The sequence below is a fragment of the Alkalibacillus filiformis genome (genome assembly GCF_030814115.1).
Classification (GTDB): Bacteria; Bacillota; Bacilli; order Bacillales; family Alkalibacillaceae; genus Alkalibacillus; species Alkalibacillus filiformis.
In genome coordinates this window covers 36,995-63,400 of record NZ_JAUSUP010000006.1, presented here as the reverse complement: position 1 = coordinate 63,400, position 26,406 = coordinate 36,995, and the positions used below count along the sequence as shown (strand labels likewise).

At 37.7% G+C, this 26,406-nt stretch carries 24 protein-coding genes; 14 read left to right on the top strand and 10 right to left on the bottom strand.

The genetic code is table 11. The annotated features are described in order from the left end of the window. Positions 1 to 17: 17 nt before the first annotated feature. From J2R98_RS10255 to J2R98_RS10240, 4 genes are all read right to left on the bottom strand, one after another. On the bottom strand, positions 18 to 740 hold the full coding sequence (locus J2R98_RS10255; protein WP_307068684.1) for an amino acid ABC transporter ATP-binding protein: 723 nt from the start codon (positions 738 to 740) through the stop codon (positions 18 to 20). Then, a complete protein-coding gene (locus J2R98_RS10250) occupies positions 741 to 1,424 on the bottom strand; it encodes an amino acid ABC transporter permease (protein ID WP_307068682.1) in 684 nt (227 codons plus the stop codon). 118 nt (positions 1,425 to 1,542) lie between these two features. Then, the gene (locus J2R98_RS10245; protein ID WP_307068680.1) at positions 1,543 to 2,307 is read right to left on the bottom strand and encodes a transporter substrate-binding domain-containing protein; all 765 of its coding nucleotides are present in this window, start codon (positions 2,305 to 2,307) and stop codon (positions 1,543 to 1,545) included. Positions 2,308 to 2,586: 279 nt separating this feature from the next. Beyond that, on the bottom strand, positions 2,587 to 4,143 hold the full coding sequence (locus J2R98_RS10240) for a catalase (RefSeq protein WP_307068678.1): 1,557 nt from the start codon (positions 4,141 to 4,143) through the stop codon (positions 2,587 to 2,589). 116 nt (positions 4,144 to 4,259) lie between these two features. Between J2R98_RS10240 and J2R98_RS10235 the strand changes: the two genes are divergently transcribed. Then, entirely contained in the window at positions 4,260 to 4,751 is a 492-nt protein-coding gene (locus J2R98_RS10235) for a cation:proton antiporter regulatory subunit (RefSeq protein ID WP_307068676.1), read from the top strand. 5 nt (positions 4,752 to 4,756) lie between these two features. Then, positions 4,757 to 5,905, top strand: coding sequence for a cation:proton antiporter (locus tag J2R98_RS10230; protein WP_307068674.1), 1,149 nt, complete (start codon positions 4,757 to 4,759; stop codon positions 5,903 to 5,905). A 41-nt stretch (positions 5,906 to 5,946) separates the two neighbouring features. On the opposite strand, the gene J2R98_RS10225 is transcribed toward J2R98_RS10230, so the two are convergent. Together J2R98_RS10225 and J2R98_RS10220 are read right to left on the bottom strand one after the other, a co-directional pair. Continuing rightward, a complete protein-coding gene (locus tag J2R98_RS10225) occupies positions 5,947 to 7,056 on the bottom strand; it encodes a mechanosensitive ion channel family protein (RefSeq protein WP_307068673.1) in 1,110 nt (369 codons plus the stop codon). A gap of 121 nt (positions 7,057 to 7,177) precedes the next feature. Continuing rightward, on the bottom strand, positions 7,178 to 7,843 hold the full coding sequence (locus J2R98_RS10220) for a type 1 glutamine amidotransferase domain-containing protein (RefSeq protein ID WP_307068671.1): 666 nt from the start codon (positions 7,841 to 7,843) through the stop codon (positions 7,178 to 7,180). A 295-nt stretch (positions 7,844 to 8,138) separates the two neighbouring features. On the opposite strand from J2R98_RS10220, the gene J2R98_RS10215 reads away from it, so the two are divergent. Then, the gene (locus tag J2R98_RS10215; protein WP_307068670.1) at positions 8,139 to 9,485 is read left to right on the top strand and encodes a hydroxysqualene dehydroxylase; all 1,347 of its coding nucleotides are present in this window, start codon (positions 8,139 to 8,141) and stop codon (positions 9,483 to 9,485) included. A gap of 33 nt (positions 9,486 to 9,518) precedes the next feature. Here the strand turns inward: J2R98_RS10215 and J2R98_RS10210 are convergent, their stop codons facing one another. Next, positions 9,519 to 11,006 carry a spore germination protein gene (locus J2R98_RS10210; RefSeq protein ID WP_307068668.1) on the bottom strand — a complete coding sequence of 496 codons (1,488 nt, stop codon included), beginning with the start codon at positions 11,004 to 11,006 and terminating at the stop codon, positions 9,519 to 9,521. 118 nt (positions 11,007 to 11,124) lie between these two features. Between J2R98_RS10210 and J2R98_RS10205 the strand changes: the two genes are divergently transcribed. Next, complete coding sequence (locus J2R98_RS10205) at positions 11,125 to 11,646, top strand: hypothetical protein (RefSeq protein ID WP_307068666.1); 522 nt, start codon at positions 11,125 to 11,127, stop codon at positions 11,644 to 11,646. 85 nt (positions 11,647 to 11,731) lie between these two features. After that, positions 11,732 to 14,389 carry a YhgE/Pip domain-containing protein gene (locus J2R98_RS10200; RefSeq protein WP_307068664.1) on the top strand — a complete coding sequence of 886 codons (2,658 nt, stop codon included), beginning with the start codon at positions 11,732 to 11,734 and terminating at the stop codon, positions 14,387 to 14,389. A gap of 43 nt (positions 14,390 to 14,432) precedes the next feature. Here J2R98_RS10200 and J2R98_RS10195 read toward each other — a convergent pair whose 3' ends face one another. Continuing rightward, positions 14,433 to 15,395 (bottom strand): hypothetical protein, encoded by a 963-nt coding sequence (locus J2R98_RS10195; protein WP_307068662.1) that lies wholly within the window; start codon positions 15,393 to 15,395, stop codon positions 14,433 to 14,435. A gap of 179 nt (positions 15,396 to 15,574) precedes the next feature. On the opposite strand from J2R98_RS10195, the gene J2R98_RS10190 reads away from it, so the two are divergent. The 3 genes from J2R98_RS10190 to J2R98_RS10180 are packed head-to-tail and all read left to right on the top strand — an operon-like array spanning position 15,575 to position 18,708. Then, complete coding sequence (locus J2R98_RS10190; protein ID WP_307068659.1) at positions 15,575 to 16,198, top strand: TetR/AcrR family transcriptional regulator; 624 nt, start codon at positions 15,575 to 15,577, stop codon at positions 16,196 to 16,198. Positions 16,199 to 16,213: 15 nt separating this feature from the next. Next, positions 16,214 to 17,107, top strand: a complete 894-nt coding sequence (locus tag J2R98_RS10185) for an ABC transporter ATP-binding protein (RefSeq protein ID WP_307068657.1) — start codon at positions 16,214 to 16,216, stop codon at positions 17,105 to 17,107. Continuing rightward, entirely contained in the window at positions 17,104 to 18,708 is a 1,605-nt protein-coding gene (locus J2R98_RS10180) for an ABC transporter permease (protein WP_307068655.1), read from the top strand. Before J2R98_RS10185 ends, J2R98_RS10180 begins: the two co-directional genes overlap by 4 nt. A 15-nt stretch (positions 18,709 to 18,723) precedes the next feature. Here the strand turns inward: J2R98_RS10180 and J2R98_RS10175 are convergent, their stop codons facing one another. Further along, positions 18,724 to 19,188 (bottom strand): ferritin family protein, encoded by a 465-nt coding sequence (locus J2R98_RS10175; protein ID WP_307068653.1) that lies wholly within the window; start codon positions 19,186 to 19,188, stop codon positions 18,724 to 18,726. 126 nt (positions 19,189 to 19,314) lie between these two features. Between J2R98_RS10175 and J2R98_RS10170 the strand changes: the two genes are divergently transcribed. Beyond that, entirely contained in the window at positions 19,315 to 19,872 is a 558-nt protein-coding gene (locus tag J2R98_RS10170; RefSeq protein ID WP_307068651.1) for a CBS domain-containing protein, read from the top strand. A 41-nt stretch (positions 19,873 to 19,913) separates the two neighbouring features. Here J2R98_RS10170 and J2R98_RS10165 read toward each other — a convergent pair whose 3' ends face one another. Then, on the bottom strand, positions 19,914 to 20,648 hold the full coding sequence (locus J2R98_RS10165; RefSeq protein WP_307068648.1) for a FixH family protein: 735 nt from the start codon (positions 20,646 to 20,648) through the stop codon (positions 19,914 to 19,916). Between the two features lie 226 nt (positions 20,649 to 20,874). On the opposite strand from J2R98_RS10165, the gene desA reads away from it, so the two are divergent. The 5 genes from desA to J2R98_RS10140 all read left to right on the top strand — a co-directional run bounded on the left by desA (position 20,875) and on the right by J2R98_RS10140 (position 26,370). Next, positions 20,875 to 21,894, top strand: coding sequence for a Delta(5) desaturase DesA (gene desA / locus J2R98_RS10160; protein ID WP_307068646.1), 1,020 nt, complete (start codon positions 20,875 to 20,877; stop codon positions 21,892 to 21,894). Positions 21,895 to 22,005: 111 nt separating this feature from the next. After that, complete coding sequence (locus J2R98_RS10155) at positions 22,006 to 23,139, top strand: sensor histidine kinase (protein ID WP_307068643.1); 1,134 nt, start codon at positions 22,006 to 22,008, stop codon at positions 23,137 to 23,139. Beyond that, positions 23,139 to 23,741, top strand: coding sequence for a response regulator transcription factor (locus J2R98_RS10150; RefSeq protein WP_307068641.1), 603 nt, complete (start codon positions 23,139 to 23,141; stop codon positions 23,739 to 23,741). The genes J2R98_RS10155 and J2R98_RS10150 overlap by 1 nt, the downstream gene beginning before the upstream one ends. Beyond that, the gene (locus J2R98_RS10145; protein ID WP_307068639.1) at positions 23,738 to 24,778 is read left to right on the top strand and encodes a DmpA family aminopeptidase; all 1,041 of its coding nucleotides are present in this window, start codon (positions 23,738 to 23,740) and stop codon (positions 24,776 to 24,778) included. Before J2R98_RS10150 ends, J2R98_RS10145 begins: the two co-directional genes overlap by 4 nt. A 158-nt stretch (positions 24,779 to 24,936) precedes the next feature. After that, positions 24,937 to 26,370, top strand: coding sequence for an amidase (locus J2R98_RS10140; protein ID WP_307068637.1), 1,434 nt, complete (start codon positions 24,937 to 24,939; stop codon positions 26,368 to 26,370). The last annotated feature ends 36 nt before the right edge of the window (positions 26,371 to 26,406 follow it).

Genomic DNA, 26,406 nt, shown 5'->3' with positions numbered 1-26,406 from the left:
CCCTTCAAATATGTTTGTTATAGAATTTTACTCAAAAATTCTTGTGTACGTGGGTTTTGTGGATTTTCGAAAATTTGTTGTGGGTCGCCTTCTTCCATCACAATACCTTCATCCATAAACAGAACGCGGTCGCCAACTTCGCGAGCAAACCCCATTTCGTGTGTGACAACGACCATCGTCATACCTTCACGTGCTAAATCTTTCATAACTTCTAACACGTCCCCAACCAACTCTGGGTCTAATGCAGATGTTGGTTCGTCAAAAAGCATGACTTTAGGCTCCATAGCTAATGACCGCGCTATAGCTGCACGTTGTTTTTGCCCGCCTGATAGACTTTCAGGATAGGCATCAGCTTTATCAGATAACCCTACTTTTTCTAAAAGCTTTAAAGCGATCTCTTTAGCTTCCTCTTCTTTCATACCTTTTACTTTAATTGGTCCAATTGTAATATTTTCTAGTACCGTCTTATGTGGAAATAAATTAAAGTGCTGAAATACCATGCCCACTTGTGAACGGACTTGGTTAATATTTGTTTTAGGATCATTAATAACATCTTGGTCGATTGTAACCTCTCCTGATGTAATATCTTCTAATAAATTGATACATCTTAGAAATGTACTTTTACCAGAACCTGATGGCCCGATTACACAGACCACTTCGCTTTCTTTAACTTCAGCACTTATCCCTTTTAAGACTTCAAGGTTCCCAAACGATTTGTGTAAATCTTTAACAGTAATCATTTATACATCTAACTTCCTTTCTATGCGACGTAAAATAACCGAAGTCGGAATTGTAATCATAAGGTATATAATACAAACCATAACGAGAGTCTCAAAAACTTCGAATGTTGCGTTATAGTACTGTCTACCTTGGTATAGTAATTCTCCAACTGCAATGACGGAGAATAAGGAAGTATCTTTTAAACTAATGATAAATTGATTACCTAATGGTGGAATCATCCGCTTAAAGGCTTGAGGCCAAATAATGTAACGCATCGTTTGCCTCTCTGTTAACCCCACAGCACGTCCGGCTTCATATTGTCCTTTATCAATTGAATGGACAGCACCGCGGACAATTTCAGCGATGTATGCACCTGCGTTTATAGTGATCGCAATAATCGCAGCGGTTAAACCACTGATATTAACACCAATTAAATCTTCTGAGATCCCGAAATAAATAAATAAAACTTGTACTAATATGGGAGTTCCTCGGACAACTTCTACAAAAATGGTGCTTATTCCTCGAATCAACCCATTTTTAGATAATCTACCAAGTCCTGTGAACGCTCCGAGAATAAAACCTAAAAATAAACCGACTATTGTAATTAATAAAGTTAGCTTTAAGCCTTCATATAAAAATGGTAGCGATTTAATATAGGCCGAGTCCATTAGTGCTTCAAACATGCTATTAAGTGCATCTAGCATTTTATTAATCTCTCCTTCTATTAAGTCGCATGACGGTCACGACTTAGTATGGAAAAAAGCGTAACAAGCATGTACTTGTTACGCTTGAATATAGTAGTGTACGTGTTGTATTTAATTTTTACTCAGGAGATTCACCGAACCATTTCTCATAAATCTCATCATAAGTTCCGTCTTCTTTTACTGTAGCTAAAGCTTCGTTAACAGGCTCAACTAATTCAGAGTCTTTAGGGAAAGCAATCCCGTATGGCTGACCCTCTAAAACGTCGCCTACCGTTTTAAGCTCATCTTCAGCATTTTCCATAATGTAGTATTGAACGTTAGGTAAATCGTATAAAACAGCATCTAAACGACCTGCTTCTAAGTCCATATAAGCTGTTACGATCTCTGGGAACGCTGTAACTTCAGCGTCTGTATTATCTAGTAGGAACTCCTCACTTGTAGAACCTTGACGAGCACCAACTTCAAGACCACCAACATCATCAATGGATTCGATATCTGAATCAACTGGAACTGCAAGAATTAAACCAGAATCATAATAAGCGTCTGAGAAGTCAATTGTTTCTTGTCTATCCTCTGTAATTGAAATACCAGCAATACCGATATCGTTACGACCTGATCTCATTGAAGCTAATAAACCATCAAATTCCATAGTTTCATACTCAACTTTGAAACCTGCTTCTTCAGCGATTGCGTTAAGTAAATCAATGTCGAAACCTTCCATTTCACCTGTATCTGGATTTAAATATTCAAAAGGCTGGAAGTTTGCATCTGTGGCAACTGAGTATGTTTCCATATCTCCGTCTCCACTTTCACCATCTGTACCGCATGCTGCAAGAATCCCGATTGTAAACATCGCAACAAGAAAAATAGTTAACTTTTTCATTAAATTATGTACCCCCTACCAAATTTTGTTTGCAAACTTTATTTTCTCATGGTTTTAATAGTTTTGGAAAATGACATTAAACAACATTATTATGAATTATCTGATATCTGAGCTGATTTTTCGTAGTAGAACTCAATCACTTATAAAATAACTGTCGTTTTTTTAATAATCCTTTCGTTTAATCTACATTTCCCTTAATTAATAATTATGATAGTTGTACTAAAAGTATGATATAAAAAAAGCTTTGCACGATTTCTCATGCAAAGCTTTTGTCTAGAATTAATATGGATCGGATGGGTGTCCCATTTGTTCAGCATCGTGAACGGCTTCTTCCATTTTGTCCTCTTTAGGCATTGAGTTAAGCCCTTCTGCGACGCGCTTTCCGTACTCTTCATCGGCTTTTGTAAAGTTCTCAATCATTTGGTTTTGAATATCTTTATGACATTGAGATAAAGCGCCAACTAAATTGTTAATTAAGTCATCACGCTCCCATTCGTTCAGACGACGATATGTTTCACCAGCTTGCCCGAAGTTGTTCTGACGGTCGATTGGCTCTCTTACAACATTTCCTTCCGCATAAGGCTCATGTTCTTGACCATTATTTTGATCTTCAGTATATCCACCAAGAAGGGATGGTTCATAGTTGATATGAGGGTTTTTATCCTCACCGTAATCCGTTCGGTAATCCATTTGTCCACCGTTTTGATTCGTGCGGACACCTTTAACTGGACTGTTGATTGGTAATTGTAAGTAGTTAGGCCCAACACGGTAACGTTGTGTATCTGAGTATGAGAATGTACGACCTTGGAGGAGCTTATCATCTGAGAAGTCTAATCCATCTACTAATACACCCGTGCCGAATGCAGCCTGTTCAACTTCAGCGTGGAAGTTTTTCGGGTTTTCGTTAAGTACCATTTTACCGACTTTGTGCCATGGGAATTGATCGCGATACCATAGTTTAGTTGGATCTAGTGGGTCAAAGTCTAACTGTGGGTGTTCTCCATCTTCCATAATTTGAACGTAAAGCTCCCATTCAGGGTAGTTACCTTCTTCAATCGCTTCATATAAATCTTGCGTTGAGTGATTAAAGTTCATGCCTTGAATTTTGTCAGCTTCTTGTTGCGTTAAGTTTTTAATACCTTGTACTGGTTCCCAATGGTATTTGACTAATACAGCTTTTCCTTCTTTGTTAACCCAGCGGTAAGCGTGTACTCCAGAGCCTTGCATTTGTCTAAAGTTTGCTGGAATACCCCAAGGTGAGAATAGAAATGTAATCATATGTGTCGCTTCTGGTGATTGACTAATAAAGTCAAAGATTCTTTCAGGGTCTTGGATGTTTGTGACATGATCTGGTTGAAACGCGTGAACGAAATCAGGGAATTTAATCGGATCACGGATGAAAAAGATTTTTAAGTTATTACCGACTAAGTCCCAGTTACCATCTTCTGTGTAAAATTTGATCGCGAAACCACGAGGGTCTCGTAACGTTTCAGGTGAATGCTTTCCGTGGTTAACTGTCGAAAATCTTGCAAAAACAGGTGTGCGTTTTCCTTTCTCAAACACTTTGGCGCGGGTGTATTTTGAAATAGGTTCACCATTTATTTCGCCGTATGACTCAAAGTAACCATGTGCACCGGCACCACGAGCGTGAACGATCCGCTCAGGGATTTTTTCTCGGTCGAAGTGGCTAATCTTCTCAAGGAAATCGTAGTTTTCAAGAACTGTAGGCCCACGTTTTCCAACAGACCTAGTGTTTTGATTGTCTGTGACAGGATGTCCTTGTTGGTTCGTGAGTTTTGATTTTTGATTCTCATCTTTACTGTCTTTATTTTTCATAGATCAAATCCTCCTTTCAAATTCACTGTGTAGTATGTGTACTCAGAAAATTATTATTAGAAAAAATGACCAAATGTAATATAATTGAGGTAAAAGTGATTTGAGGGGGGAACCTAATGGAATTTAAAGAAACGGATCTACCAGGTGTTGGAAAGAAAGTATCATTTATAAACAGTGATGGTCTATATACAGTATTAGTTTTACATCACAGTGGTAAAAGGGAGTTGTACTTTTTAGAAGACGAAGATGATGATGAACCGATTTTTTCAACTACTTTTACTTCTGAAGAAACGAAAGAGTTAGGGGTTAAATTGTTAGGTAGTAGAGATGAGGGGGTTGATGAAGGGCAGTTTGAACAGTTAAGTCTAGTGAGGAAGAAAACACTTGTCGATTGGGTCGAAGTGAAGAAGGGATCATCTATTATTGGCCAGTCTGTAGATCGAGCACAAAAAATGGTCGACGATGAAGTGTCAATCGTTGCAATATTTAGAGGTGGTGAGTGTATAACAAAACCAAATGATGAAGAGAAAATCGAAGCCAAAGATACACTTATGGCATTAGGCAAGAAAAAAGTAATTGAAGAATTTGAAAGAATTTGTAAGGGGTAGTAACTATGTATATCCCGGATATGTTATTAGCAGGTTTGTTGTTTTTAATTTTATTTATGGTTGGGTATATTTCCTTCAAAGTACGTATACCAAATGTCATCACCTTTCTATTACTTGGGCTAGTAATAGGTAGTTTTTTCTCTGACTCCTACTTACTAGAGTTCGCTGGTGAAATAGGGATTGTGTTGTTATTCTTTATGTTAGGTATGGAGTTTCCGGTTAATCAGTTAGTAAAAGTAGCGAAAAAAGTGTTAGGAGCAGGTATTCTTGATTTAGTTCTTAGCTTTGGTGTTTCATTCGGTATTGCGTTGTTGTTTGGGTTAGATTGGATTACAGCAATGTTAATTGGTGGTGTAGCATATGCAACGAGCTCATCGATTACTGCTAAACTTCTAGAAAGCACGAAGAGAATGGCTAACAAAGAATCAGAATTCATTTTAGGGTTATTAATTTTTGAAGACTTAGTCGCTCCAGTACTAGTAGCTATTTTAGTTGGGTTAACAGCAGGGGCAGCAGTAACAGCTGGGTCTATTAGTTTAATCATTTTACAGGTTATATTATTAACAGCTGGTGCTCTTTTCTTAGCTTTGTTTGTGTTCCGAAAACTACGACCATTCGTTGATCGATATATCAATGAAGACTTTTTTGTCCTATTTGTCATTGGAATCGGACTTACATATGGGGGATTAGCGTTATTCTTAGATTTATCGGAAGTATTAGGTGCGTTTCTAGCAGGTATTGTTTTAGCTGAGTTGAAAAGAACACATGAACTTGAGCACCTTGTTCTTAACTTCCGCGACCTATTACTACCACTGTTTTTTGTATACTTTGGCACGAGTATAGAATTTGCAGAAGGTATTCCGATGGTTTCTATGTTAATCGTATTACTAGTTTGGTCTATTATAGCTAAAATAGCTGTAGGCTATTGGGGAGGCCAAATGTATGGTATGTCGAAGAAAGTTTCATTACGGGCAGGTTTTTCTCTAACACAAAGAGGAGAGTTTTCAATTATTATGGCTGCCTTAGCTTCTGAAATGATTATGGCATTTAGTAGTGTGTTTATTTTAACATCAGCAATTTTAGGTGTTGTGTTATTTCAAAATGCACCAGTTATTGCTAGGCGTGTCTTTGGAAAACGTGAAGCTCGATCTTGATTAAGAAAAGGTGCCTCCATATAGTGGAAGGCACCTTTTTTCTATTCATCATCTTTAAATGAGTTTGAAAAACGCTTCATCGCTTCTTCCTCTGCATCGAGGTATAGTGTGCGAGATGGGAAAGCGATTGATACATCTTCTTCTTCTAAAATGTCCATAATCTTAAAGTTAATATCTTCTTTAATTTTTAAATACTCTTCCCATTGTGTTGTCTTTGTAAAGAAGTAAAGCATAATATCTAAACTGCTATTGTTATACTTATCGAAGCGTACAAAGATCGTTTCTTGGTGAATATCTTCATGGTTTTCTAATAGTTCTCGTACGCGTTCAACGACTGCCTCAAGTTTATCCTTCGGTGTACTATATTCAACACCTAAATTAAAGAAAATGCGTCGTTTGCCCATTTCGCTCCAGTTCGTGATGGGTTCATTTGATAGTGTCGAGTTCGGAATCGTAACAAGTGACTCTGAAAAGGTTCTAACTCGTGTACTTCTGAAGGTAATATCTTCAACGACACCTTCAACGCTAGGAGTTTCAACCCAGTCACCCATCGTAAACGGTTTTTCAGTAATGATGACAACCCCGCCAAATAAGTTTTTTATCACTTCTTGGGCAGCCAAAGCAAACGCTAAACCACCAAGGCCTAAACCAGCAACAAAACCGCTGACGTCATAACCAAACTCTTGTGCAATAATACTTAAACTAATCGCAACGACGATAAAACGGACCGCTTTTGATATAAATGGAATTAATATTTGATCAATCTCTAAGTTCACTTTATCACTGACTTTCATAAGCAATAAAGATGAACTTGAAGCTAAATTGAATAGCCCCCAAGTGATGATTAGAATAACTGATGACCTAATTAAGCTTTCAAATAGGTCGCCTTCTTGATTAATGAAAGGGACATAATCGGTAGCTATGTATATACCTATAATGACAAATAGTGCTCTGATTGGTCGTTCATATGATTTCACAACGAAATTAAGTAGATCTGAGCCTGACTTATTCGTCAGTTTTAAGATGAAATAAAAAACATACTTAGTAAATAGCTTTCTTAACAAAAGGAAGACTAATAGAATTCCTAAAGCAATGCCTAAGTTGATCCATAAGTCGTAATCATTTATGTATTCCCAAAATCGCCAGTTCATATTATTTCTCCTTCATCCTTAACGGCTCTTTAAAACTATTATTATCATACTATACACATCTTAAAACATAAAGAAGCTGAATATGTAAAAACCTCGAGCTAGTAACGCCCGAGGTTGTCTATTAAACGGCTGATGCTTCAATAGCACGGATGACACGATCTGCTGTACTACCACTCGATTGAGGATTTTGTCCTGTAACAATATTGTGGTCACGTACGGAGAAGTCTGTCCATTTTTCACCGCGTTCGAAATTCGCCCCTTGCTCACGAAGCTTTGTCTCTAACATGAACGGCATTCGCTCATCTAATTGCATTTCTTTTTCTTCTTCGTCAGTGAATGCAGTTACTTTTCTGTCTTTAACAATTGGAGTGCCGTCTTCATAGGTGACATTAACTAGTCCAGCTGGCCCGTGACAGACAGAGCCGATGACTTTTTCTTTTTCAGCAAATTGTTGTAATACATATTGAAGCGTTTCGTGATCTGGGAAGTCGAACATCGTACCATGTCCACCTGGTAAAAATATAGCATCGAATTCACCAGCATCACCTTTCGTTAGCTTTTCTGTATCTTTTAGTTCAGACTCTGCAGCTTTCCAATCTGGGTTGTCTTCAATACTATTTGGGTCCAGTGGTACTTCACCACCTTCAATGCTCGTTACTTTCACTTCATAGCCTTGCTCTTTAAATTTAACATATGGTAGTGCGAACTCTTCTAACCATAAACCTGTTTTGTGATCATCTGTAATTTTCGTATGATTGGTTAAAACCATTAAAACTTTCTTTGTCATGTTTATACCTCCTTCTGTAGTAGTATTTATAACATTTATGAAAAATATGAAGCAAAACAGATGCTTATAAAAAGAAAAATCCCTAAAGAGGGATTTAACATAATTGAGGTGGTATATTAAAATTCGTATCAAATGTATATGGAGGTGCAGGCTCAAGCTTCCTTATTTTATCTTTAAGGTATTTTTGTTACGTATGCATTTGCCTTTGCTAGTGTCTCGCGAATGAGTAAAAATAGGCATTTAACTCATAACAATGGACAATCTAATAACAACAATAGATAAGGTGGCTCGAACAATGGAACGATATGATGTCATTATTGTTGGTGGTGGACTAGCTGGTATAACGTGTGGAATTGAACTATCCCAAGACGGTTACAACGTATTAATATTAGAAAAAGAGTCGCACATGGGAGGGCGTACTGCTTCGTGGGATAGTAACGGTATGGAAGTGGATGCGGGTTTTCACAGAGTTATTGGTTACTATAAACAATACCCAAAGTTACTCCAACAAGCAGGAATTAGCTTGAATGATATCGTTGTGTGGGAAGAGAACTTGGATGTTTTATCACCAAACCATAAACATGTTACCACTTTTGGTGTGGCACCTTTTCACGGACCGATCAAAATATTGAGTGCGATGATTGGTAACAACAAATCGATCTCACCTAAAGCGAAACGATCGTTAGTGCCATTTTTTAAAAATGGTCTTCACGAGTTTAAGGTTGATCCGAAAAAATTAGATCAGACGAGTATATTGGACTTCGCTCGTGGACAAGAGGTGCATGAAGATGCGATCTACTTATTTATCGAAGCGATGTGTCGAGGTATTTTTTTTACGCCTTCAGAAGACTTTTCGGCTTATGTTTTTTTCGGAATACTAGCACCGGCTCCGCAAAGGTTTTATAAAATGCGTATTGGTAGTTACTTAGGCGGAATGAGTGATGTGATGATTGGACCGCTTGTAGATTATTTTGAAAATCTAGGTGGGGAAGTGGCTTTAAACCAAGGTGTTAAAAGGTTATTGGTTGCAGGAGAGAAAGTAGAAGGTGTTGACCTTGGTCATGAGAAAATCTATGCAGACCAATTGGTTTTAGCGACAGATATAGGGGCTGCTCAAAATATCATTAGTCAGTCACAACTAGATCAAATAAATTTTTACTCGTTATTAAAGTTGCCGACCATGCCTGCTATTTCAGTGCAAATAGAATTAACAGAGCCAGTGTTAGAACATGATCGAACTACTTTTGCTCCGGGAACAGTATTAGGAAGCTTCTCTGAACAATCAAGGTCAACATTTAGTCAGTCAAAAGGACGCTTGTCAGTGATGCTTGCGTCACCTGAAAAACTAGAAGAACATACAGATGAAGAATTACTTGAATTAATATATAAAGAAGCTGAACAAATTGGGATTAGTATGAGAAATAAAGTAATCGATTATCGAGTTGTTAGGCACGATGATAAATTTTACTCAGTTGCACCTGGGCACGACTTATTAAGGCCAAGACAGAGTACTGTTGTCCCTGGTTTGACGCTAGCTGGAGATTATACAAAACAGCCTTATTTATCAACAATGGAAGGTGCAGTTTTATCAGGAGAGTTAGCAAGTGAAAATGTAAAAAAAGCATTGCGTTGCAGCCAATAAAAAACTGCTCATAACATGATGAGCAGTTTTTGTTTATAAAATCCTTCTTTTCGGTGGTTGGCGTGTATTATCTTTAGTATTTAGAATGCTAGGTCGCTTATCGTTAAATGGTAGAGGTGATCGCACTAATGTCAGGAAGAATGCTCTTGGATTAAACGGTATTAATGGCCACATGTACGGAACATTTAGTGTTTTCGTTTTAATTAATGCGAGTAGCCAAATCGTGACAGCAATAATAAATCCTACGATGCCAAATGCAGCTGCTACAGTTAAGAAAGCTAAACGGGCGATTCGATTTGCTAAGCTGAGTTCGTAACTTGGTGTGGCGTAGTTTCCAATGACGGCAGCAGCAATGTATAAAATGACTTCATTAGTAAATAACCCTACCTCGACCGCTATTTCCCCAATTAAAATAGCAGCTACTAGACCTAACGCAGTAGCTAAAGCGTTAGGAGTGTGAATGGCCGCCATCCTTAATATGTCGACCCCAATTTCTGCGAGTAAAAACTGTACGTATAGAGGAATAGAACCTGGGTCATCTGGTCCTAAAAAGGCTAAATGTTCACCACCTAAGTGTGGATTAGTGGCAAATAAGTACCACATCGGTAAGATGAATAAAGCAATTAATACTGAAATGAAGCGGATCCAACGTAAGAACATACCAACAGCAGGTGCTTGTCTGTATTCTTCTGCATGTTGCAAATGATGCCAAAAGGTCGTAGGGCAAATCATGACACTAGGTGACCCATCGACTAAGATTAGAACATGCCCTTCCATTAAGTGAATGCCTGATGTGTCTCCACGTTCAGTGTAGCGAACGAGTGGATAAGGGCTTAATCGTTTGCCGAAAATATACTCTTCTAGTGTTTTCTCCCCCATAGGTAAACCGTCTACATCGATATACTCTAATTCTTTTTTAATTCGGTTTACTAACTCTTTGTCAGCAATGCTGTCGATATAGGCTAATGCAATGTCTTTCTTTGAGCGTTTACCGATTTGTAAGTATTCCATTACAAAGGATCGATCACGGACGTGTCTACGCATTAAACCGGCGTTAAAGACAATTGTTTCGACAAAACCATCTCTTGGACCACGTACGACTCTTTCTAAATCGGGCTCTTCAGGTGAACGTATTGGGTATTCACGTGTGTCTACCATCACAGCTGTATTGCAGTTCTCAATAATTAGAGCTGTTTGTCCAGCTAATACCTGACCAATAACTTCTTCTAGGTCCTCTGATGTTTCCACTTCTTGGTGTGGAATAATCGATTGGGTAAGAGTATCAATCGGATTTTTCTTTAAGTCTTCAATTTCTAAATCATTTAAGCTTTTTAACGTCTCAATCATCGATAGATCGTTAGCAAAACCATCGATAAAAAACATCGCCATTCTTCTACCACCATGAACAAGTTTATGGTGAATAACGTCAAAATTTTCTTCGATTCTTAATTCTTTAGTTAAATATTCAACATTTTTCTTAAAGTTTTTTGATACAGGGACTTGGTTGCCAGGTTTACCCATAGTTCACCTCCTCCAATAAGTCTGAAAGTAACTAATTATATTATTTATAAGTCTTTGAAAGTTATGCGGAGTTAATGGTTTTGGTATATTAGAGGAAAAGTGGAAGAGGGGGTTGATGATGGATCGAGTGCTGAAATGGTGTTACATATTAGGTTTAGTATTGTTTATGCAACCGGCAGTGTTTAGTTTTGGGGTAGAAGGTAGAACAGGCCAAGATTCATTGGTGTTAGTTTATATACTCTTAATAAGTCTAAGTTTGATTCAAGTTGGTTTAATTTATTGGATCAAAATTTACTCTGAAGACCGGTTAATGCAGTTTGCTTTGTTGTTAACGATAGTCGGTATACCTTTTTTGATGATTAGCCAGTTTGTTTCGCTGTTGAATTTAGTTGGGGAAACGACACCAGATGTTCTTACAATTCATTTGGAACTAACGCCTATAGGTGCTATGTCATTACTTTTTCCTTTAGGGTTGATTAGTTTTGGTTATGTACTATTCAAACGTTATATTAGAATAGGAATTTTGTTATTGATTGCTGCTTTTGTTATGGTGGGCGGTTTAGTTATAACACCTTGGGTTCATCACGTAGGGGTAGTTTTTGTTTCAGTTTTTGGAATTATGTTGGTCAAGAAGTTGTAAAAAAGTATTACAATTAAGTCATAGTTTTACATGTATAATAGGTGGAGGTGAAATTATTTCAAAATAGGTTTAAAGGTGAGTGGATATGAAAGCAATCTGGAATATATTTAAACAAGATATAGCCAATATAAAACGAGTGCCACTCGTTGGGATATTGTTAATCGGGTTAGCCATTCTCCCTTCACTTTATGCCTGGTTTAATTTAGCGGCATCTTGGGATCCTTATGACAATACAGATGATGTGAAAGTCGCGGTCGTTAATGAAGATGAAGGCACTGAAGTAGAAGGTGATTTTGTACATGTAGGAGATGAAGTTGAAGCTAATCTTCAAGAAGAAGGCGGGCTTGGTTGGACATTTGTTTCAAGAGAAGAAGCTGAAGAAGGGGTGTATTATGGTGATTATTATGCAGCCATATATATCCCTGAAGATTTCTCTGAAGGTTTAGTAAGTGTAATTGATGGCTCACCAAACCCTGCGGAAATTCATTATGATGTTAATGAAAAACTAAATGCAATCGCACCGAAAATGACAGGGACTGGTACGAGTACTATAGTCAATGAAGTATCATCTCAATTCATGCAAGAATCGAGTGAAGCTCTTTTTACAGAGTTCGATCGTCTTGGAATTACATTAGAAGAGGAGTTGCCTACTATTAGGGCACTTAAGCAGCAGGTCTACACATTAGAAGAAAGTACGCCTTTATTGATTGATATTGGGGACATCGTTATATCGATAGATGAACGGTGGGGTGATGTTGAGAGTCAAGTAGAGCAGTTTCAATCGCTAGATGAGCTCCGACCACAAATTAGAGAAGGGGTAGAGCATTTTCTTCATTTAGAAGAAAATTTATCTGAGATTGAAGCGTTAGGTGAAAGGATCGTTGAAGTTCAATCGTACTTGCCCCAGATTAACCAGTCTTTAGAAGATTTTAGAGCTTTTTCAGAGCAAATGGAAGTGATTGAAGATGAAATTAATGAGGTTGCTTTAGTAGCCTTACAGTTACAAGAAGGTATAAGTATAGTTAATGACAATTTACCTGGTGTATTGGAACAACTTCAAGCAATGGAGCAGCATACAGGTACTTTAGTTGATCTATTGGATAATTTGAATGAAGACCTAGATCAATATATAGAGCGTGTTAACGACATGACAGACGAAACAATTCTCTTATTAGAAGAGGTTGAACAAGCTTTAAACGAGTCAGATATAGAAACTGTAGAGGCAAGGCTACATGATTTAAACTATCAGTTGCAATCTTATGATTTGCTATTGGAAGATTTGATAGCTCAATTAGAACAATGGGAATCAGTTGACCCTAATATTTCAGAAACGATTGAGCAATTACAAACTGTTCAACAGCATGTCCAATCTTCTCAGCAACTAGTTGAACAAGGTATTGAAGAAATTGAACAAAACGGGGAGGTTGCTGAAGATAGGGTCGATGATTTGAATCAAACAATTGAAACGCTAAATAGTAACTTAGTTGATTTTCAATATTTCATGACAACCGAAGGCGAAGAACAAATTCATTCAGTGTTTGAGCAAGCCTATCAACAAGTTTATGAGACAAATGAACAGTTATCTAACATAGTAGAAGTGCTTCCAGAGCTAGAAGATCATATAGATGAGATGGATCAACTCTTTCAAATAGATGAACAAGAGTTAGAAGCATTTTTAAACGAGACAAATGTTAGTGATGATCTTGTTGATTTAATCGATCAAATCGAAGAGACTCTCCCTAAGGTTGAAAATACTCTTTCGGATGTTGAATATTTTATGGAACATCAATTTGCTGATTTGCAAGAGAGGATAGAGGAAGTCGCACTTTTCATTCGTAGTGATTTGCCAGAGGTTGAAGCGCAGTATTTGTCATTACTTGATTTAATCGATGAACACTTTCCTCAAGTGGAAGAAACTGTACAACAGTTAGCGCAATTCGCAGATGAAGACCTCGAAGACCTAGATACTCAACTTAGTGAAGTCACTGAACGAATGCGAGAGATAGAAGAAGAGGGGGCTTTAAATGACTTAATAGCCCTTTTGAGAAATGATGTAGAGGAAGAAAGTGAATTCTTTAGGGAGCCGGTTGTTTTAAATGAAAACCAACTGTTCTCAGTTCCTAACTACGGTTCTGCGAATGCACCTTTTTATACAGCTTTAAGTTTATGGATTGGTGCTTTATTGCTATGTAATCTACTTAGTACTGAAGTCCATCGAAAAGATCGTCAACCGCATTACAAAATGCACCATATGTATTTAGGGAGAATGATTTTATTCCTCATTGTGGCTGTATTACAAGGTATCGTCATTAGTGTAGGCAACATTATGATGCTAGGAGTTCATACGCAGTCGCCGTGGTGGTTTACGATTTTTACAGTGTTAATTGCTGTTGTATTCATGTTAATGGTTTACACGCTTACTTCAGTGTTTGGGAATATAGGTAAAGCTCTAGCCATTGTCCTTCTCGTCTTACAGCTAGCTGGTGGGGGAGGAATGTTCCCGATTGAAGTCGCACCAAACTTTTTCCAAGCGATCCATCCTTACTTACCATTCACGTATGCTGTTGATTTGTTAAGAGAAGCGGTAGGAGGAATTATAGCATCTGTTGCTTGGTTTAACACGATCATGCTTGTAGCATTTGGGGTTGGAACGATTGTGTTTGGATTACTTTTAAAAGAAAAGTTAGCCGCGCGAATTGCGGAAACATCAAAGAAATCGAAATCTAGTCGGTTAATTGATTAAAAAAAGCTGTCGAGTAATCACTCGACAGCTCTTAAATGTGGCTTTAAAATCCTTGCATCATCGCATCCATCATCATTTGTTCTAACTCTTCAAAGTCTAGAATTTCTTCATTTTCAGGATCGATTGTAAATTCAACATCTTCATTGAAGTTGCTGTATGTGGTGTTTCCAGCTAGATAGATTTTAACTGATTCATCACTATCAGGATCCTCTAATAAAAGATCCATTACAAATGAGTCTTGCTCAAGTTGATCACCATCTACAACAACAGAAAAGTCTAATTGTTCAACGTTCATGACTTCAGACATTTCAGCAACTGCCTCATCGAAATCTTGTTCTACCATTGCAAGCTCTTCATCATTAAATAGGTCATCAAACTCAGTCATGAAACCTTCAACTAAATACAAAAAGTCGTCTTCGTTGAAAGAAACAGTGTACTCATCACCATCGCTTGAGAAATCACTTTCATCTTTCTGTTCAAAGAAGTCAGCTAAAAATTGTTGCATTCTTTGTTCCATTTCATGTTGGTCAAAATCTGGTGCTTCTGCATCAAAATCCTCTAAATTAATTTCAAGTAGTTTTCCTGCTGCTTCTTCAGGTAATGGGAAGAACATACCTAAGTTCTCAACGATACTATCAGTTTGAATATACATCGTTTGAGTCTCTAAGTTTTGCAATAGAGGTACTTCTACATCAAGTGTCAATGGTGGCATACTACCACTAAAGTAAATAACCGCTTCTTGTAATTGTTTATTAGCATCATATACTTGATCCATCTTAAAATCAAAGTCATTCAGCATAGCTGAAACTTGATCGAACATGGGATCATTCATTTCACCGTTAAATTCAAATTCAAAGTCCATTTCTGAAGTTGACTCATAGCTTTCCGCCTCTAACAACGAATCAAATGCATCAACGACAACTTCTTTGTCACTACGGTCATCTCCGCAAGCCGCAAGTATCGTCAATGCAGCTAATACGGCTGCTAGTATAACTCTCTTATACATGGATATTCCCCTCTCCTAAATAATTACAGTAACTATCTTATCACATACTACTAGTCTATTGTGACACATATTGTGAAAATTCTATAATATTAATATTCAGAAAATTATTGACCACTTTGGTCTAAAAGGTGTAAGATTATATTAGACCACACCGGTCTAGGTTCAGAGGAGGGTGTTAAGTGTCATACACATTTGAAAATCTAGAAGAAGAAAAACAACAAAGAATTATAAATGCTGCGTTAGAAGAATTTTCACTACAAGGTTATGAGAAGGCTTCAACAAATCGCATTGTAAACCAGGCGCGAATCGGGAAAGGCATGTTATTTTATTACTTCAATAATAAGCAAGAACTATATTATTACTTAGTTAATTATTGTTTTGACTTATTACATAACAAATACTTACCTCAAATAAATTTAAATGAAACTGACCTTATTGAACGATACAGGAAGGCTACTGTTAGTAAGTTTTCGTTTTATAAAGAACACCCTAATGTTTTTAACTTTTTAGGGACGCTTATGTTAGCTGATGGCGATTTATTAACTGAAGAAGTACAAGAAAAAATAGACCATTTAAGACACGTTGGGTATGACTTAGTTTATAACAATTTAGACTATAGTCGTTTTCGTGAAGACGTTGACTCTGAGAAAGCTATGGAGTTAATAAAATGGGCTATGGAAGGCTACCAGCAACAAGTGTTGGCCAATTTTAAGGGTGAAAAGATGATGGACATTGATTTGGATCAATTAAGCAATGAGTTTAGTGATTACTTAGATGTATTAAAAACGGCTTTTTATAAATAATGGGAGGGGAATGATATGGCGGTATTAGAAACAAAAGGTCTAACGAAGACATTTGGGGAAGTTGAGGCCCTAAAAGGTGTTGATTTAAGAGTTGAGAAAGGTGAAGTGTTCGGTTTTATAGGCCCCAATGGTGCTGGTAAATCGACGACTATTCGCGTGTTGTTAGGAATTATTAGAGCTAATTCTGGTGAAGCAAAAATCTTCGGTCAAGATGTTTGGAAAGATGCCGTTGATCTTCATAAGAAAATTGCCTATGTTCCAGGCGATGTTAACTTATGGCCCAATTTAACAGGCGGGCAAGTTATTGACTATTTCATTAGCTTAAGAGGAGCTCAAGTTGACCAGCAACGTAAGTTACAGCTTATTGAACGGTTTCAACTTGATCCAACAAAGAAATGTGGAACATACTCAAAAGGCAATCGTCAAAAAGTTGCTTTAGTCGCTGCTTTTGCTGCAGAAGCGGACTTTTATATATTAGATGAACCAACTTCTGGTTTAGACCCGTTGATGGAAAGAGTATTTCAACAATGTGTCATTGAAGCCAAAGAGCGTGGAAGCAGTGTACTGCTGTCGAGCCATATTTTATCAGAGGTTGAAAAGCTATGTGATCACGTAGCCATTATTCGCGAAGGTGCCATCATTGAATCTGGCTCATTAACTGAACTGCGTCATTTAACGAGAACACACCTATATATAGAGACAGAGGCTTCAGTAGACTTATCAGGTGAACTAGGGGTGTTTGAGTGGAAACAAGAAGGAGATGGGTTTAGCTTTCAAGTGGATTCAGATTCATTATCATCTGTTATGACGAAAGTAAGTGAACATGGTTTGTTAAAAGTTGAAAGTGCTCCTCCGACGTTAGAAGACTTATTTATGCGTCATTATGAAACTGGAGGTGAGAATTCGTGACAAATCATTGGTTTGGTCGGGTTTGGCCAATTGCATTATGGCAAATGAAGCAGGATCGTGTTCGTATTCCGGTATGGATAATATCATTTCTAATTATGACGGTTACAACTGCAACTTTGTTCGAATCATTATACCCTTCTGCAGAAGACCGAATGCAGCTAGCGCATTCGGTTGTTAACCCGGCGATTACAGCATTGTTAGGACCGGCTTATGGAGTGGACAATTACGATGTCGGCGCGATTTTGGCCCACCAAATGTTGTTGCTCACTGCTGTAGTGGTTGCGGTCATGAGTATTTTAATTGTCACGAGGCATACACGTGAAGATGAAGAAGACGGGCGAGCTGAATTGATTAGTTCTTTGCCTGTAGGTAGATTATCAAACGTTACATCCACATTGTTAGTTCAACTCATTGTATATATAACTTTGAGCTTATTTATTGGGCTTGTGTTAGTTAGTATCAATATCCCCTCTATTACAGTTGAAGGCTCATTTTTATACGGAGCTGCACTAGGAGTGACAGGATTCCTTTTTGCTGCTGTAACAGCAGTTATGGCTCAGTTGTCTGAAACGGCAAGAGGGACAATGGGCTTGAGTTTTGCTGTAATGTTAACGTTTTATTTAATTCGAGCAATTGGTGATGTGTCATATGATCCGTTGTCGTGGTTCTCGCCATTAGGCTGGATGTTAGAGTCTCGAGTTTTTGTGGAGAATAATTGGTGGATGATTTTACTAATGTTTGCTGTTGCATTTTTAATTGCCATGATTGCAATGTACTTAAATGCTATTCGTGATGTCGGTGCTGGTTTGCTTCCTTCAAAGCCAGGGAAGCCACACGCATCAAAATGGTTAAAGTCACCGTTAGGCTTTACGATTCGAATGCAGCGCACATCGATTATTGCTTGGACTATAGGGATGTTTGTTTTTGGAGCTACTTATGGTTCTGTTCTAGTTGAAACGGATACTTACGTCGCAGAAATAGAAATTATGGCACAAATGTTAGGTGAAGATTTAGGTACAGGATTTGAATTAATTGAACAGTTTATTGTCATGCTTGGAGCCATCATATCAATTGTTGCTACAATCCCAATGATTTTATCGATGTATCGACTATCCAAAGAAGAGAAAAACAATCGGATTGAGCAGGTTGTTGCGACAACATTATCTAGACGGAAGCTTATAGGTTCATACCTTTTAACTGCTTTAATCATCAGTGTATTGATCATGGCGTCAGCTGCTTTTGGAATGGCATTGGCTGGGGCATTGACGTTAGATGAGTTAGCTTTTAGTACAGCATTTAATGCGATTATTGTTTATTTACCTGCTACTTGGGTTATGATCGGGCTTGCGGCATTATGTGTTGGATTAGGTAAATGGAAAGGACTCACATGGCTTTATTTAGGTTATGCTTTTATCGTCATTTATTTAGGGGGTATATTAGAGTTTCCTTCATGGATGAAATCATTATCGCCTTATGAGCTTGTCCCTGGTTTGCCAGTAGAAGAAATGAATTGGAGTGCTCTGTTTGGTTTAATAATGATGACTATTTTATTGATTGTTATTTCATTACAGCTTTATGCTAATAGGGATTTAAAAGGATGAAAAAAGGAGCTGATCTCAATCAGCTCCTTTAATATTGGTTAAGAAGTAAAGCATCCAATTAGCGTGTCTCAATTCATCAGATGCGATCCGTTTAAAACGGTCTTTAAAATAAGGGTTTTTAATTCGGTCTGCTATGTTTAAGTATGCTTTCGCGGATTGCTGTTCTAATTGGAAGGCGGTATGAATAGCATCAGTTAAATTCAAAAGACCTAACTCTGTTTGCTTCGGTTGGTAAACGTTGTTCGTTAATTTGAAGTGAAAATTAGAGAATTCATTTAAGTGTAGTTGCTCTTCATTTCTAATTGAAATGATTCTTTCTTGGAGTTCATTGTTAGAAGTTAAAAGGGCTAGTTCGTTGTAAAAACAGATTGCTTTATACTCACTGTCAATCGCTTCTTTTAAATCTTGGTGTACGGGATTTGATTGGTCTTGTAGGTAATTACTTTTAAGTTCGTAATCATGAAAATAGTGTTGATACATAATACTTTCTCCCTTCTAAAAGACATCGTTGTGTATTTTATGTAGGAAAAGATATTGGCATGATTTTAAAAATGAATATTTTTAAAGGACAGTTACACAATAAAGGTAAAAGGAGTGATATAAGTAATGGAAAATGTAATTAAAAATTTAATGAGTTCAAACATTGTATCTGTTACGTCAGATCAAACTGTGCAAGAAGCTGCTGCTTTAATGGAACAGAATGATATCGGGGCTATTCCAGTTATTGAAAATGGTCAACTTCGCGGGATTATTACTGACCGTGACATTACTCTACGTGCGACAGCTAAAAACCAGCAAGGAGATTGTCCAATTGGCCAATGTATGAGTAGTGAAATTGTTTCAGCAGAAGCAAGTATGGATGTTCATGAAGCTGCGCGTTTGATGGCAGAAAAACAAGTAAGACGTTTACCAGTAACCGAAAATGGTCAAACAGTTGGGATGTTATCAATTGGTGACTTAGCACAACAAAACATATACCGTAATGAAGCGGGGGATGCATTATCGAATATTTCGATTCCAAATGCATTAAGACAAGCTGCTCAACAAGGTAATGCACAAGCAGCTCAACAGCAAAATGCGCAAATGGCACAACAACAAAACACGCAAATGGCACAGCAGCAAAATACACAAATGAACCAACAGAATAACCAAAGTATGCAATAAAAAAAGACGGCCGTTAAAGTTTAACGGCCGCCTTTCACTTTTTAGTATTCAAATACCTCACCAATATGTTCGTGTAAATCATCATTTTCAATATGGATGATGATATGATGTTCTCCAGTTGTATCTTCATCAAATTCTGCTTGGTAAACGCCAGGTGAAGATTCCGTAGCAGAAATCCAAGCTCTTTGGTCTTCGTGATCAATGTGCCAAACTTCAAAAGTGACATCAGCATTTTCTAGTTCAAGTCCTTCAAATAATACTTCGGTTGTCAGTTGATCATCAACCATTTGGAATTCGACAGATAAACGTTCATCAGAGTCTTCTGTATGACTATGGTGATCGTGTGGATGACCATCAGATGTCGCTGTTTCTACTTCGGCATCTCCAACAACAAGATCATGTTGCGGCATATGATGTTGGTCACGAGCAGTAACGTGAGACACTAAGTAAAAAACGCCTTCTTCTTCAAACGTATAGCTTACTTCATAAACACCATCTTCAACATGGTCTCCTTCAATCATTTCACTAGCCTCTTTTTGTCCTTCTTGCCATACTTCAAACATAACTTCACTAGCATCTTCAACAGGTTTTCCGTCTTGTGTAACACGTGTTGATAGTGTGTTTTCACCTGTGTCAATTTCTTCATTCATTAAAACTTCTACTTCTAGTGGGGCTAAAGAGTCAACCTCTTCTTCTGTTGTTTCCTCATCTTGACCTCCACAGGCAGCTACTGCGATTAACATGACAGCCACTAAAGATAAAAGCCATTTATTCATATATAATCCACTCCTTCCATCAGCCATTCTAACCATATAAATCAACTTTAACACGCAATTTGTCAAAAAAATCGACACGATTTTGACGCTTTTAAGAAAAGTCTATGTCTAATTAGTGAAACAAGCCATATGACAAATGTCATGTTAAAGTCCTGACGTTCATGACTGTTTAATAAGAGGGGTTAAAGCGTATTATAAGAATAAAGATTAGCGACGAGGTGAAGTTATGGCAAATGCAAAATTATCAGAGCTAAGAAAGAAAGTTCGTCCTTTTGAGGATGCAGATGACAAAGCAAGTTCAAAGCAGATGATGAACACATTACCACCATTCTTTGCATTGTGGGTAATAGCATACTTTAGTTTATCCATTTCAGTTTGGATTGCTATTCCTATTGCGGTGATCGCTGCTGGGTTCTTAGTACGCATTTTTATTATTTTTCATGATTGTTGTCATGGATCTTTTTTTAAAAACCGTAAATTGAACAATTTTGTAGGGACAGTGACCGGTATATTAACAATGTTCCCGTACTCAAAATGGAAAAGAGAACATGCGATTCACCACGCTACAAGTAGTAACCTGAATAAACGTGGTACTGGTGATGTATGGATCATGACAGTGGATGAATATTTAAAATCATCAGCTTTAGAGAGATTGCAATACCGTTTGTATCGTAACCCAATTGTCATGTTCGGTTTAGGTCCAATATATATGTTGTTTATTACGAATCGAATGAATCGTAAAGATGCTAAAAAAGCAGAAAGACGAAACACTTATTTAACGAATGTGATGATTTTAGGCATTTCACTATTGTTAATCTGGTTAATTGGATTTTATGCTTTCTTCGTTATTCAATTTACGATTATGTTTGTTTCTGGAATGGCAGGGATTTGGTTGTTTTACGTACAACACCAGTTCGAAGATTCTTATTTCGAAGATGAATCTGAATGGGATTACGTAAAAGCAGCGATTGATGGTAGTTCTTATTATAAATTACCACGTGTTTTACAATGGTTAACGGGTAATATTGGATACCACCATGTGCACCATTTAAGCCCTAAAGTTCCTAATTATCATTTAGAAACAGTGCATGAACAAACACCACCGTTACAAGAAGCGACAACAATTACGTTACGTTCGAGCTTGAAGTCCATTAAGTTTAGATTATATGATGAGCGAAAGAAAACATTTGTAAGCTTTAAAGAAATTAAACAAATGATGCGACACAATCAAACAGTCAATTATTAACAACATTTAACCACCCGACCATTAGGGTGGTTATTTTTACATACAGTTAGAGAATATATGGTACAAAATGGTATGATAGAACAAAGTAGTTTGAAATGGGTGACTTAATAGATGCAGAATTGGTTCAATATAATACCGCGCAATTTAAGCTTAAACATATACGTATGGGTAATCTTTAGTTTTTTACCGTTTTTCTTTATTTTTAGATCGAACTCATTAGTAGAAATTATTTTAGGAATTGTTTCGATTTTGACTTTCTTTTTGGCCTATCGACTGTCATTTTTGTCTGATGGTTGGTCAGTTTACGTATGGGTTTCGATCAAAATCGTTATTAGTGTAGCCATGACATTATTTTATGGTTATGTTTATGTATCGCTGTTTTTAGCTTATTTTATTGGCAACATTCAACAGAAAGCAGGGTTTTTAACGTTATATATAACTCATTTAGTGACGACGCTAGTTGCTGTTTATGGTAGTTTCTTCACCCAAACTGAGCTATTTTTTACACAATTACCGTTTATTATTATTACGATTATCGGTGTTGTGCTGCTACCGTTTAATACATACAATCGAATTAAGCGTGAGAAGTTGGAAGGGGAATTAGAAGATGCGAACCAAAAGATCTCCCAACTGATCGTTTTTGAGGAAAGACAACGAATTGCTCGTGATTTGCATGATACGTTAGGACAAAAACTATCACTCATAGGGCTAAAGAGTGACCTGGCTGGGAAGTTGGTAGCTGTTGATCAAGATAAAGCAATTGAGGAAATGCGAGATATTAATCAAACAGCAAGAACTGCTTTAAAGGAAGTTCGAGATATGGTGAGTGATATGCGCGGGGTTAGACTTGATGAAGAAATCCACCACGTTCAACAATTGTTAGAAGCTGCAGAAATTGAGTATCAAGTTGAAGGTGATCAAAAATTAGAAGACACCCCGCTCTTAATAGAGGATGTAGCAAGTATGTGCTTGAAAGAGGCTGTAACTAATGTGGTGAAGCATAGTCAGGCAACGTATTGTCAAATTAATGTTCTTGAGAAAGAAGAACAGTTAGTAATAATTATTGAAGATAATGGGGTAGGGATTCCTAATGAAGTGATTGATTCATCTAATAGTGGTATTCGCGGAATGCGTGAACGCTTAGAGTTTGTAAATGGTGTGCTTGAAGTTGGTGGGGAACATGGAACAACATTAAAAATTGTAATCCCCAAAGCCGTTAAACAAGATGACACTGGGGTGATTTAATGATTCGAATTGTATTAGCTGAAGATCAAGGGATGTTACTTGGTGCGTTAGGGTCGTTGTTAGATTTAGAGTTTGATATGGAAGTTGTAGGAAAAGCGCATAATGGTGAAGAAGCAGTGCAAATGGTTAAAGAGCTTAAGCCGGATATTTGTATTATGGATATTGAGATGCCTGTAAAGACGGGTCTTGATGCTGCAGAAGAACTAGTTGAAGAAAATTGTAAAGTCATTATATTAACGACTTTCGCAAGAGCTGGCTACTTTGAAAGAGCGCGTCAAGCGAGTGTTTCTGGGTACTTATTAAAGGATGCGCCGAGTGAAGAGTTAGCAAGTTCCATTCGAACGATTATGAACGGGCGAAAAGTTTATGCGCCAGAGCTAATCGACTTAGCTTATGAACAAGTAAACCCACTCACTGAAAGAGAAGTGCAAGTGGTGGAGTTAATCGCAGAAGGTAAAAGCACTAAAGAAATCGCACAAGAGCTATACTTAACGCATGGTACGGTTCGTAATTATATATCGATTATTTTTGATAAGCTTGAAGTAAGCAACCGTATAGAAGCGATCTCAAAAGTGAAAGAAAAAGGATGGTTATCATCATGAAAAGAATTCGGGAATATGGTATGGCCATTGGTTCAATCCCAACTGGCGAACGAAACCAAATCACAGATGTAAAAGGTGTGAAAGTTGGCCATGAGACAATTGATTCTGGTGAAGTACAAACAGGCGTGACAGCCATAATTCCAGCTGATGGTAACTTATTTCAAAACAAACTGGTTGCAGCCAGCCACGTTTTTAATGGATTTGGTAAAACGACAGGTCTTGTACAAGTGGATGAGTTAGGTACGTTAGAGACTCCCATTTTACTGACTAATACGTTAAGTGTCGGGACTAGTACGACAGCACTTGTTCGCTATATGTTAGAACAGGATGAGGCGATCGGCAGTACAACGGGTACGGTAAACCCAGTGGTAGGCGAGTGTAATGATATGTTGTTAAATGATATTCGAAAACTTCGATTATCAGAAGAAGAGGCGCTAAGTGCGATCCATAACGCACAAACTGATGTCGAAGAAGGAAGTGTCGGTGCTGGTCGCGGTATGAAATGCTTCGGATTGAAAGGTGGCATAGGAACTTCTTCTCGTAAGCTTACATATGACCATGGTGATTACACAATTGGGGTTTTAGTATTATCGAACTTTGGAAAGCTAGAAGAATTTCGATTGAATGGCAACCATGTAGGTGTGCAGTTAAAAGACCAGCTTAACGGAGAAGGTGACGCCCCTGATCAAGGGTCAATCATGATGGTTGTAGCAACGGATCTACCTATTACATCTGATCAATTAAAAAGAGTCGTTAAACGAACAGGTAATGGCTTAAGCCGGACAGGTTCATTTATGGGAAATGGAAGTGGGGATGTTGCCATTGGTTTTTCAACAGCTAATCGTGTGCCACACTCGGCTAAAACACTTCAACATATGGCAGTCGTTAACGAAAATGATTTAGACGAAGCCTTTCTAGCCGTGGCTGATGCAACTGAAGAAGCAATTTTAAATTCGATGGTGAAGGCCGAAACAGTAACTGGACGAAATCAATTAACCCTTCATTCATTATCTAACTATATAGATAACTTTATATAAGAGGGGGTATTGAATGAGAGTTGAACGTAAAAAGAAAGAGAGAAAGGCAAGGTCAAGGTTTGCGGAATTTTTCTTCACGTCCATTGAGTGTTGCTTATTCTTCCGAGGTTAATCATGGCACTATTTCGTAGCATATTTTAAAAAGAGGTGTAAGAATAATGGGGTTGAACGAATTAAATAAACTTGATGCTTTAGCACAAAAGGATCTAATTAATCGTGGTGAAGTATCAGTTAGAGAAGTGACCAATTATTACATAGAACGAATTAAATGGTTAAACCCGATACTCAATGCTGTTGTTCACCCGATGTTTGACCAAGCTAGTTCACAAGCTGGAGAAGAGGAAAAAAATGATCATCCATTAGCTGGTCTTCCATTTTTGATTAAAGACCTTAATCCGATTGTTAATGAACCTTTCACAAATGGTTCAAAGCTTCAAGAAGGTTTTGTTGCACGAGAAGATGACGTCTTTGTTCAAAGGTACCGTGAAGCGGGCTTGAATTTTCTTGGTAAAACGAATACACCTGAGTTCGGCTTTTTACCTATTACCGAACCTGAATTGTTTGGTCCGTCTCACAACCCTTGGGATTTAACGCGATCCCCAGGGGGTTCAAGTGGAGGTTCAGCAGCAGCGGTTGCAGCAGGATTGGCCCCATTTGCACATGCTAATGATGGTGGGGGTTCAATAAGAATGCCAGCATCCTCTTGTGGCTTGTTTGGCTTTAAACCTTCACGAGGTCAAATACCGATATCGCCATATATTAACCAAATATCTGTTAACCACGCTGTTACAAGGTCTGTTCGTGATAGTGCCGCTTTGTTAGATGTTATAAAGGGTGGAACAGATTTAGAGCTTTATCCGACTTACGAAACGAGACAGACATTTTTAAGCTCAACACAAGAGGATCCTAAAGCGTTAAGGATCGGTATAACGCCTGATTGGAATGGACAAGTATCCATCGATGACGAAACGAAAAAAGCATTCGATCAGATGGTTAAATTACTTTCTGATTTAGGGCATGAAGTTGAAGAAGTAACAGTACCAATGAATTTTCATTCATATACACAAAACTTCATTAAAATATGGGCAGGTTCAGGCGCTGTTGCAATAGACCATTTAGGCAAAATGGTAGAGCGAGTGCCATCAAATGAAAACTTAGAAGCTTTATCTAACGAAATTTATAAAGCAGGACAACAGATGACAGCTTTTGACTATGAAGAAGCGCGTGTTATGTTACAGCTTGAGTCGAAGAGGTTTTTGTCACTGTATGCACAGTACGACATCCTTCTTACACCTGTATTAAATAGAGCACCTGTTAAGACAGGGGAGTTAAAGCAAAATTCTATTGAAGCTTTAACGAATAATATGGTTAACTATTGTAGCTTTACACCTATTGCCAATGCTACAGGACAACCAGCTATGAGTGTGCCTGGCTATTGGACAGACGACAATGTTCCAATCGGTATGCAGTTTAAAGCTAATGTCGGTGAGGATCACCTTCTCTTTCAACTTGCCAGTCAAATCGAACGGGCTAGCCCTTGGTATTATAAGTATGATGAATTAGATAAACAATTAATGCAGGTCACCAAATAAAAAAGGATGCCGCAATTGATACGGCATCCTTCACAT

What these genes read in the sequence shown, in the direction of transcription:
- J2R98_RS10250 (WP_307068682.1), bottom strand. Translation starts at nt 1,424, where the DNA reads ATGCTAGATGCACTTAATAGCATGTTTGAAGCACTAATGGACTCGGCC.
- J2R98_RS10220 (WP_307068671.1), bottom strand. Translation starts at nt 7,843, where the DNA reads ATGACAAAGAAAGTTTTAATGGTTTTAACCAATCATACGAAAATTACA.
- J2R98_RS10205 (WP_307068666.1), top strand. Translation starts at nt 11,125, where the DNA reads ATGGATCGAGTGCTGAAATGGTGTTACATATTAGGTTTAGTATTGTTT.
- J2R98_RS10195 (WP_307068662.1), bottom strand. Translation starts at nt 15,395, where the DNA reads ATGTATAAGAGAGTTATACTAGCAGCCGTATTAGCTGCATTGACGATA.
- J2R98_RS10145 (WP_307068639.1), top strand. Translation starts at nt 23,738, where the DNA reads ATGAAAAGAATTCGGGAATATGGTATGGCCATTGGTTCAATCCCAACT.
- J2R98_RS10155 (WP_307068643.1), top strand. Translation starts at nt 22,006, where the DNA reads ATGCAGAATTGGTTCAATATAATACCGCGCAATTTAAGCTTAAACATA.
- J2R98_RS10165 (WP_307068648.1), bottom strand. Translation starts at nt 20,648, where the DNA reads ATGAATAAATGGCTTTTATCTTTAGTGGCTGTCATGTTAATCGCAGTA.
- J2R98_RS10240 (WP_307068678.1), bottom strand. Translation starts at nt 4,143, where the DNA reads ATGAAAAATAAAGACAGTAAAGATGAGAATCAAAAATCAAAACTCACG.
- J2R98_RS10140 (WP_307068637.1), top strand. Translation starts at nt 24,937, where the DNA reads ATGGGGTTGAACGAATTAAATAAACTTGATGCTTTAGCACAAAAGGAT.
- J2R98_RS10230 (WP_307068674.1), top strand. Translation starts at nt 4,757, where the DNA reads ATGTATATCCCGGATATGTTATTAGCAGGTTTGTTGTTTTTAATTTTA.
- J2R98_RS10225 (WP_307068673.1), bottom strand. Translation starts at nt 7,056, where the DNA reads ATGAACTGGCGATTTTGGGAATACATAAATGATTACGACTTATGGATC.
- J2R98_RS10200 (WP_307068664.1), top strand. Translation starts at nt 11,732, where the DNA reads ATGAAAGCAATCTGGAATATATTTAAACAAGATATAGCCAATATAAAA.
- J2R98_RS10185 (WP_307068657.1), top strand. Translation starts at nt 16,214, where the DNA reads ATGGCGGTATTAGAAACAAAAGGTCTAACGAAGACATTTGGGGAAGTT.
- J2R98_RS10245 (WP_307068680.1), bottom strand. Translation starts at nt 2,307, where the DNA reads ATGAAAAAGTTAACTATTTTTCTTGTTGCGATGTTTACAATCGGGATT.
- J2R98_RS10210 (WP_307068668.1), bottom strand. Translation starts at nt 11,006, where the DNA reads ATGGGTAAACCTGGCAACCAAGTCCCTGTATCAAAAAACTTTAAGAAA.
- J2R98_RS10150 (WP_307068641.1), top strand. Translation starts at nt 23,139, where the DNA reads ATGATTCGAATTGTATTAGCTGAAGATCAAGGGATGTTACTTGGTGCG.
- J2R98_RS10170 (WP_307068651.1), top strand. Translation starts at nt 19,315, where the DNA reads ATGGAAAATGTAATTAAAAATTTAATGAGTTCAAACATTGTATCTGTT.
- J2R98_RS10215 (WP_307068670.1), top strand. Translation starts at nt 8,139, where the DNA reads ATGGAACGATATGATGTCATTATTGTTGGTGGTGGACTAGCTGGTATA.
- J2R98_RS10235 (WP_307068676.1), top strand. Translation starts at nt 4,260, where the DNA reads ATGGAATTTAAAGAAACGGATCTACCAGGTGTTGGAAAGAAAGTATCA.
- J2R98_RS10255 (WP_307068684.1), bottom strand. Translation starts at nt 740, where the DNA reads ATGATTACTGTTAAAGATTTACACAAATCGTTTGGGAACCTTGAAGTC.
- desA (WP_307068646.1), top strand. Translation starts at nt 20,875, where the DNA reads ATGGCAAATGCAAAATTATCAGAGCTAAGAAAGAAAGTTCGTCCTTTT.
- J2R98_RS10175 (WP_307068653.1), bottom strand. Translation starts at nt 19,188, where the DNA reads ATGTATCAACACTATTTTCATGATTACGAACTTAAAAGTAATTACCTA.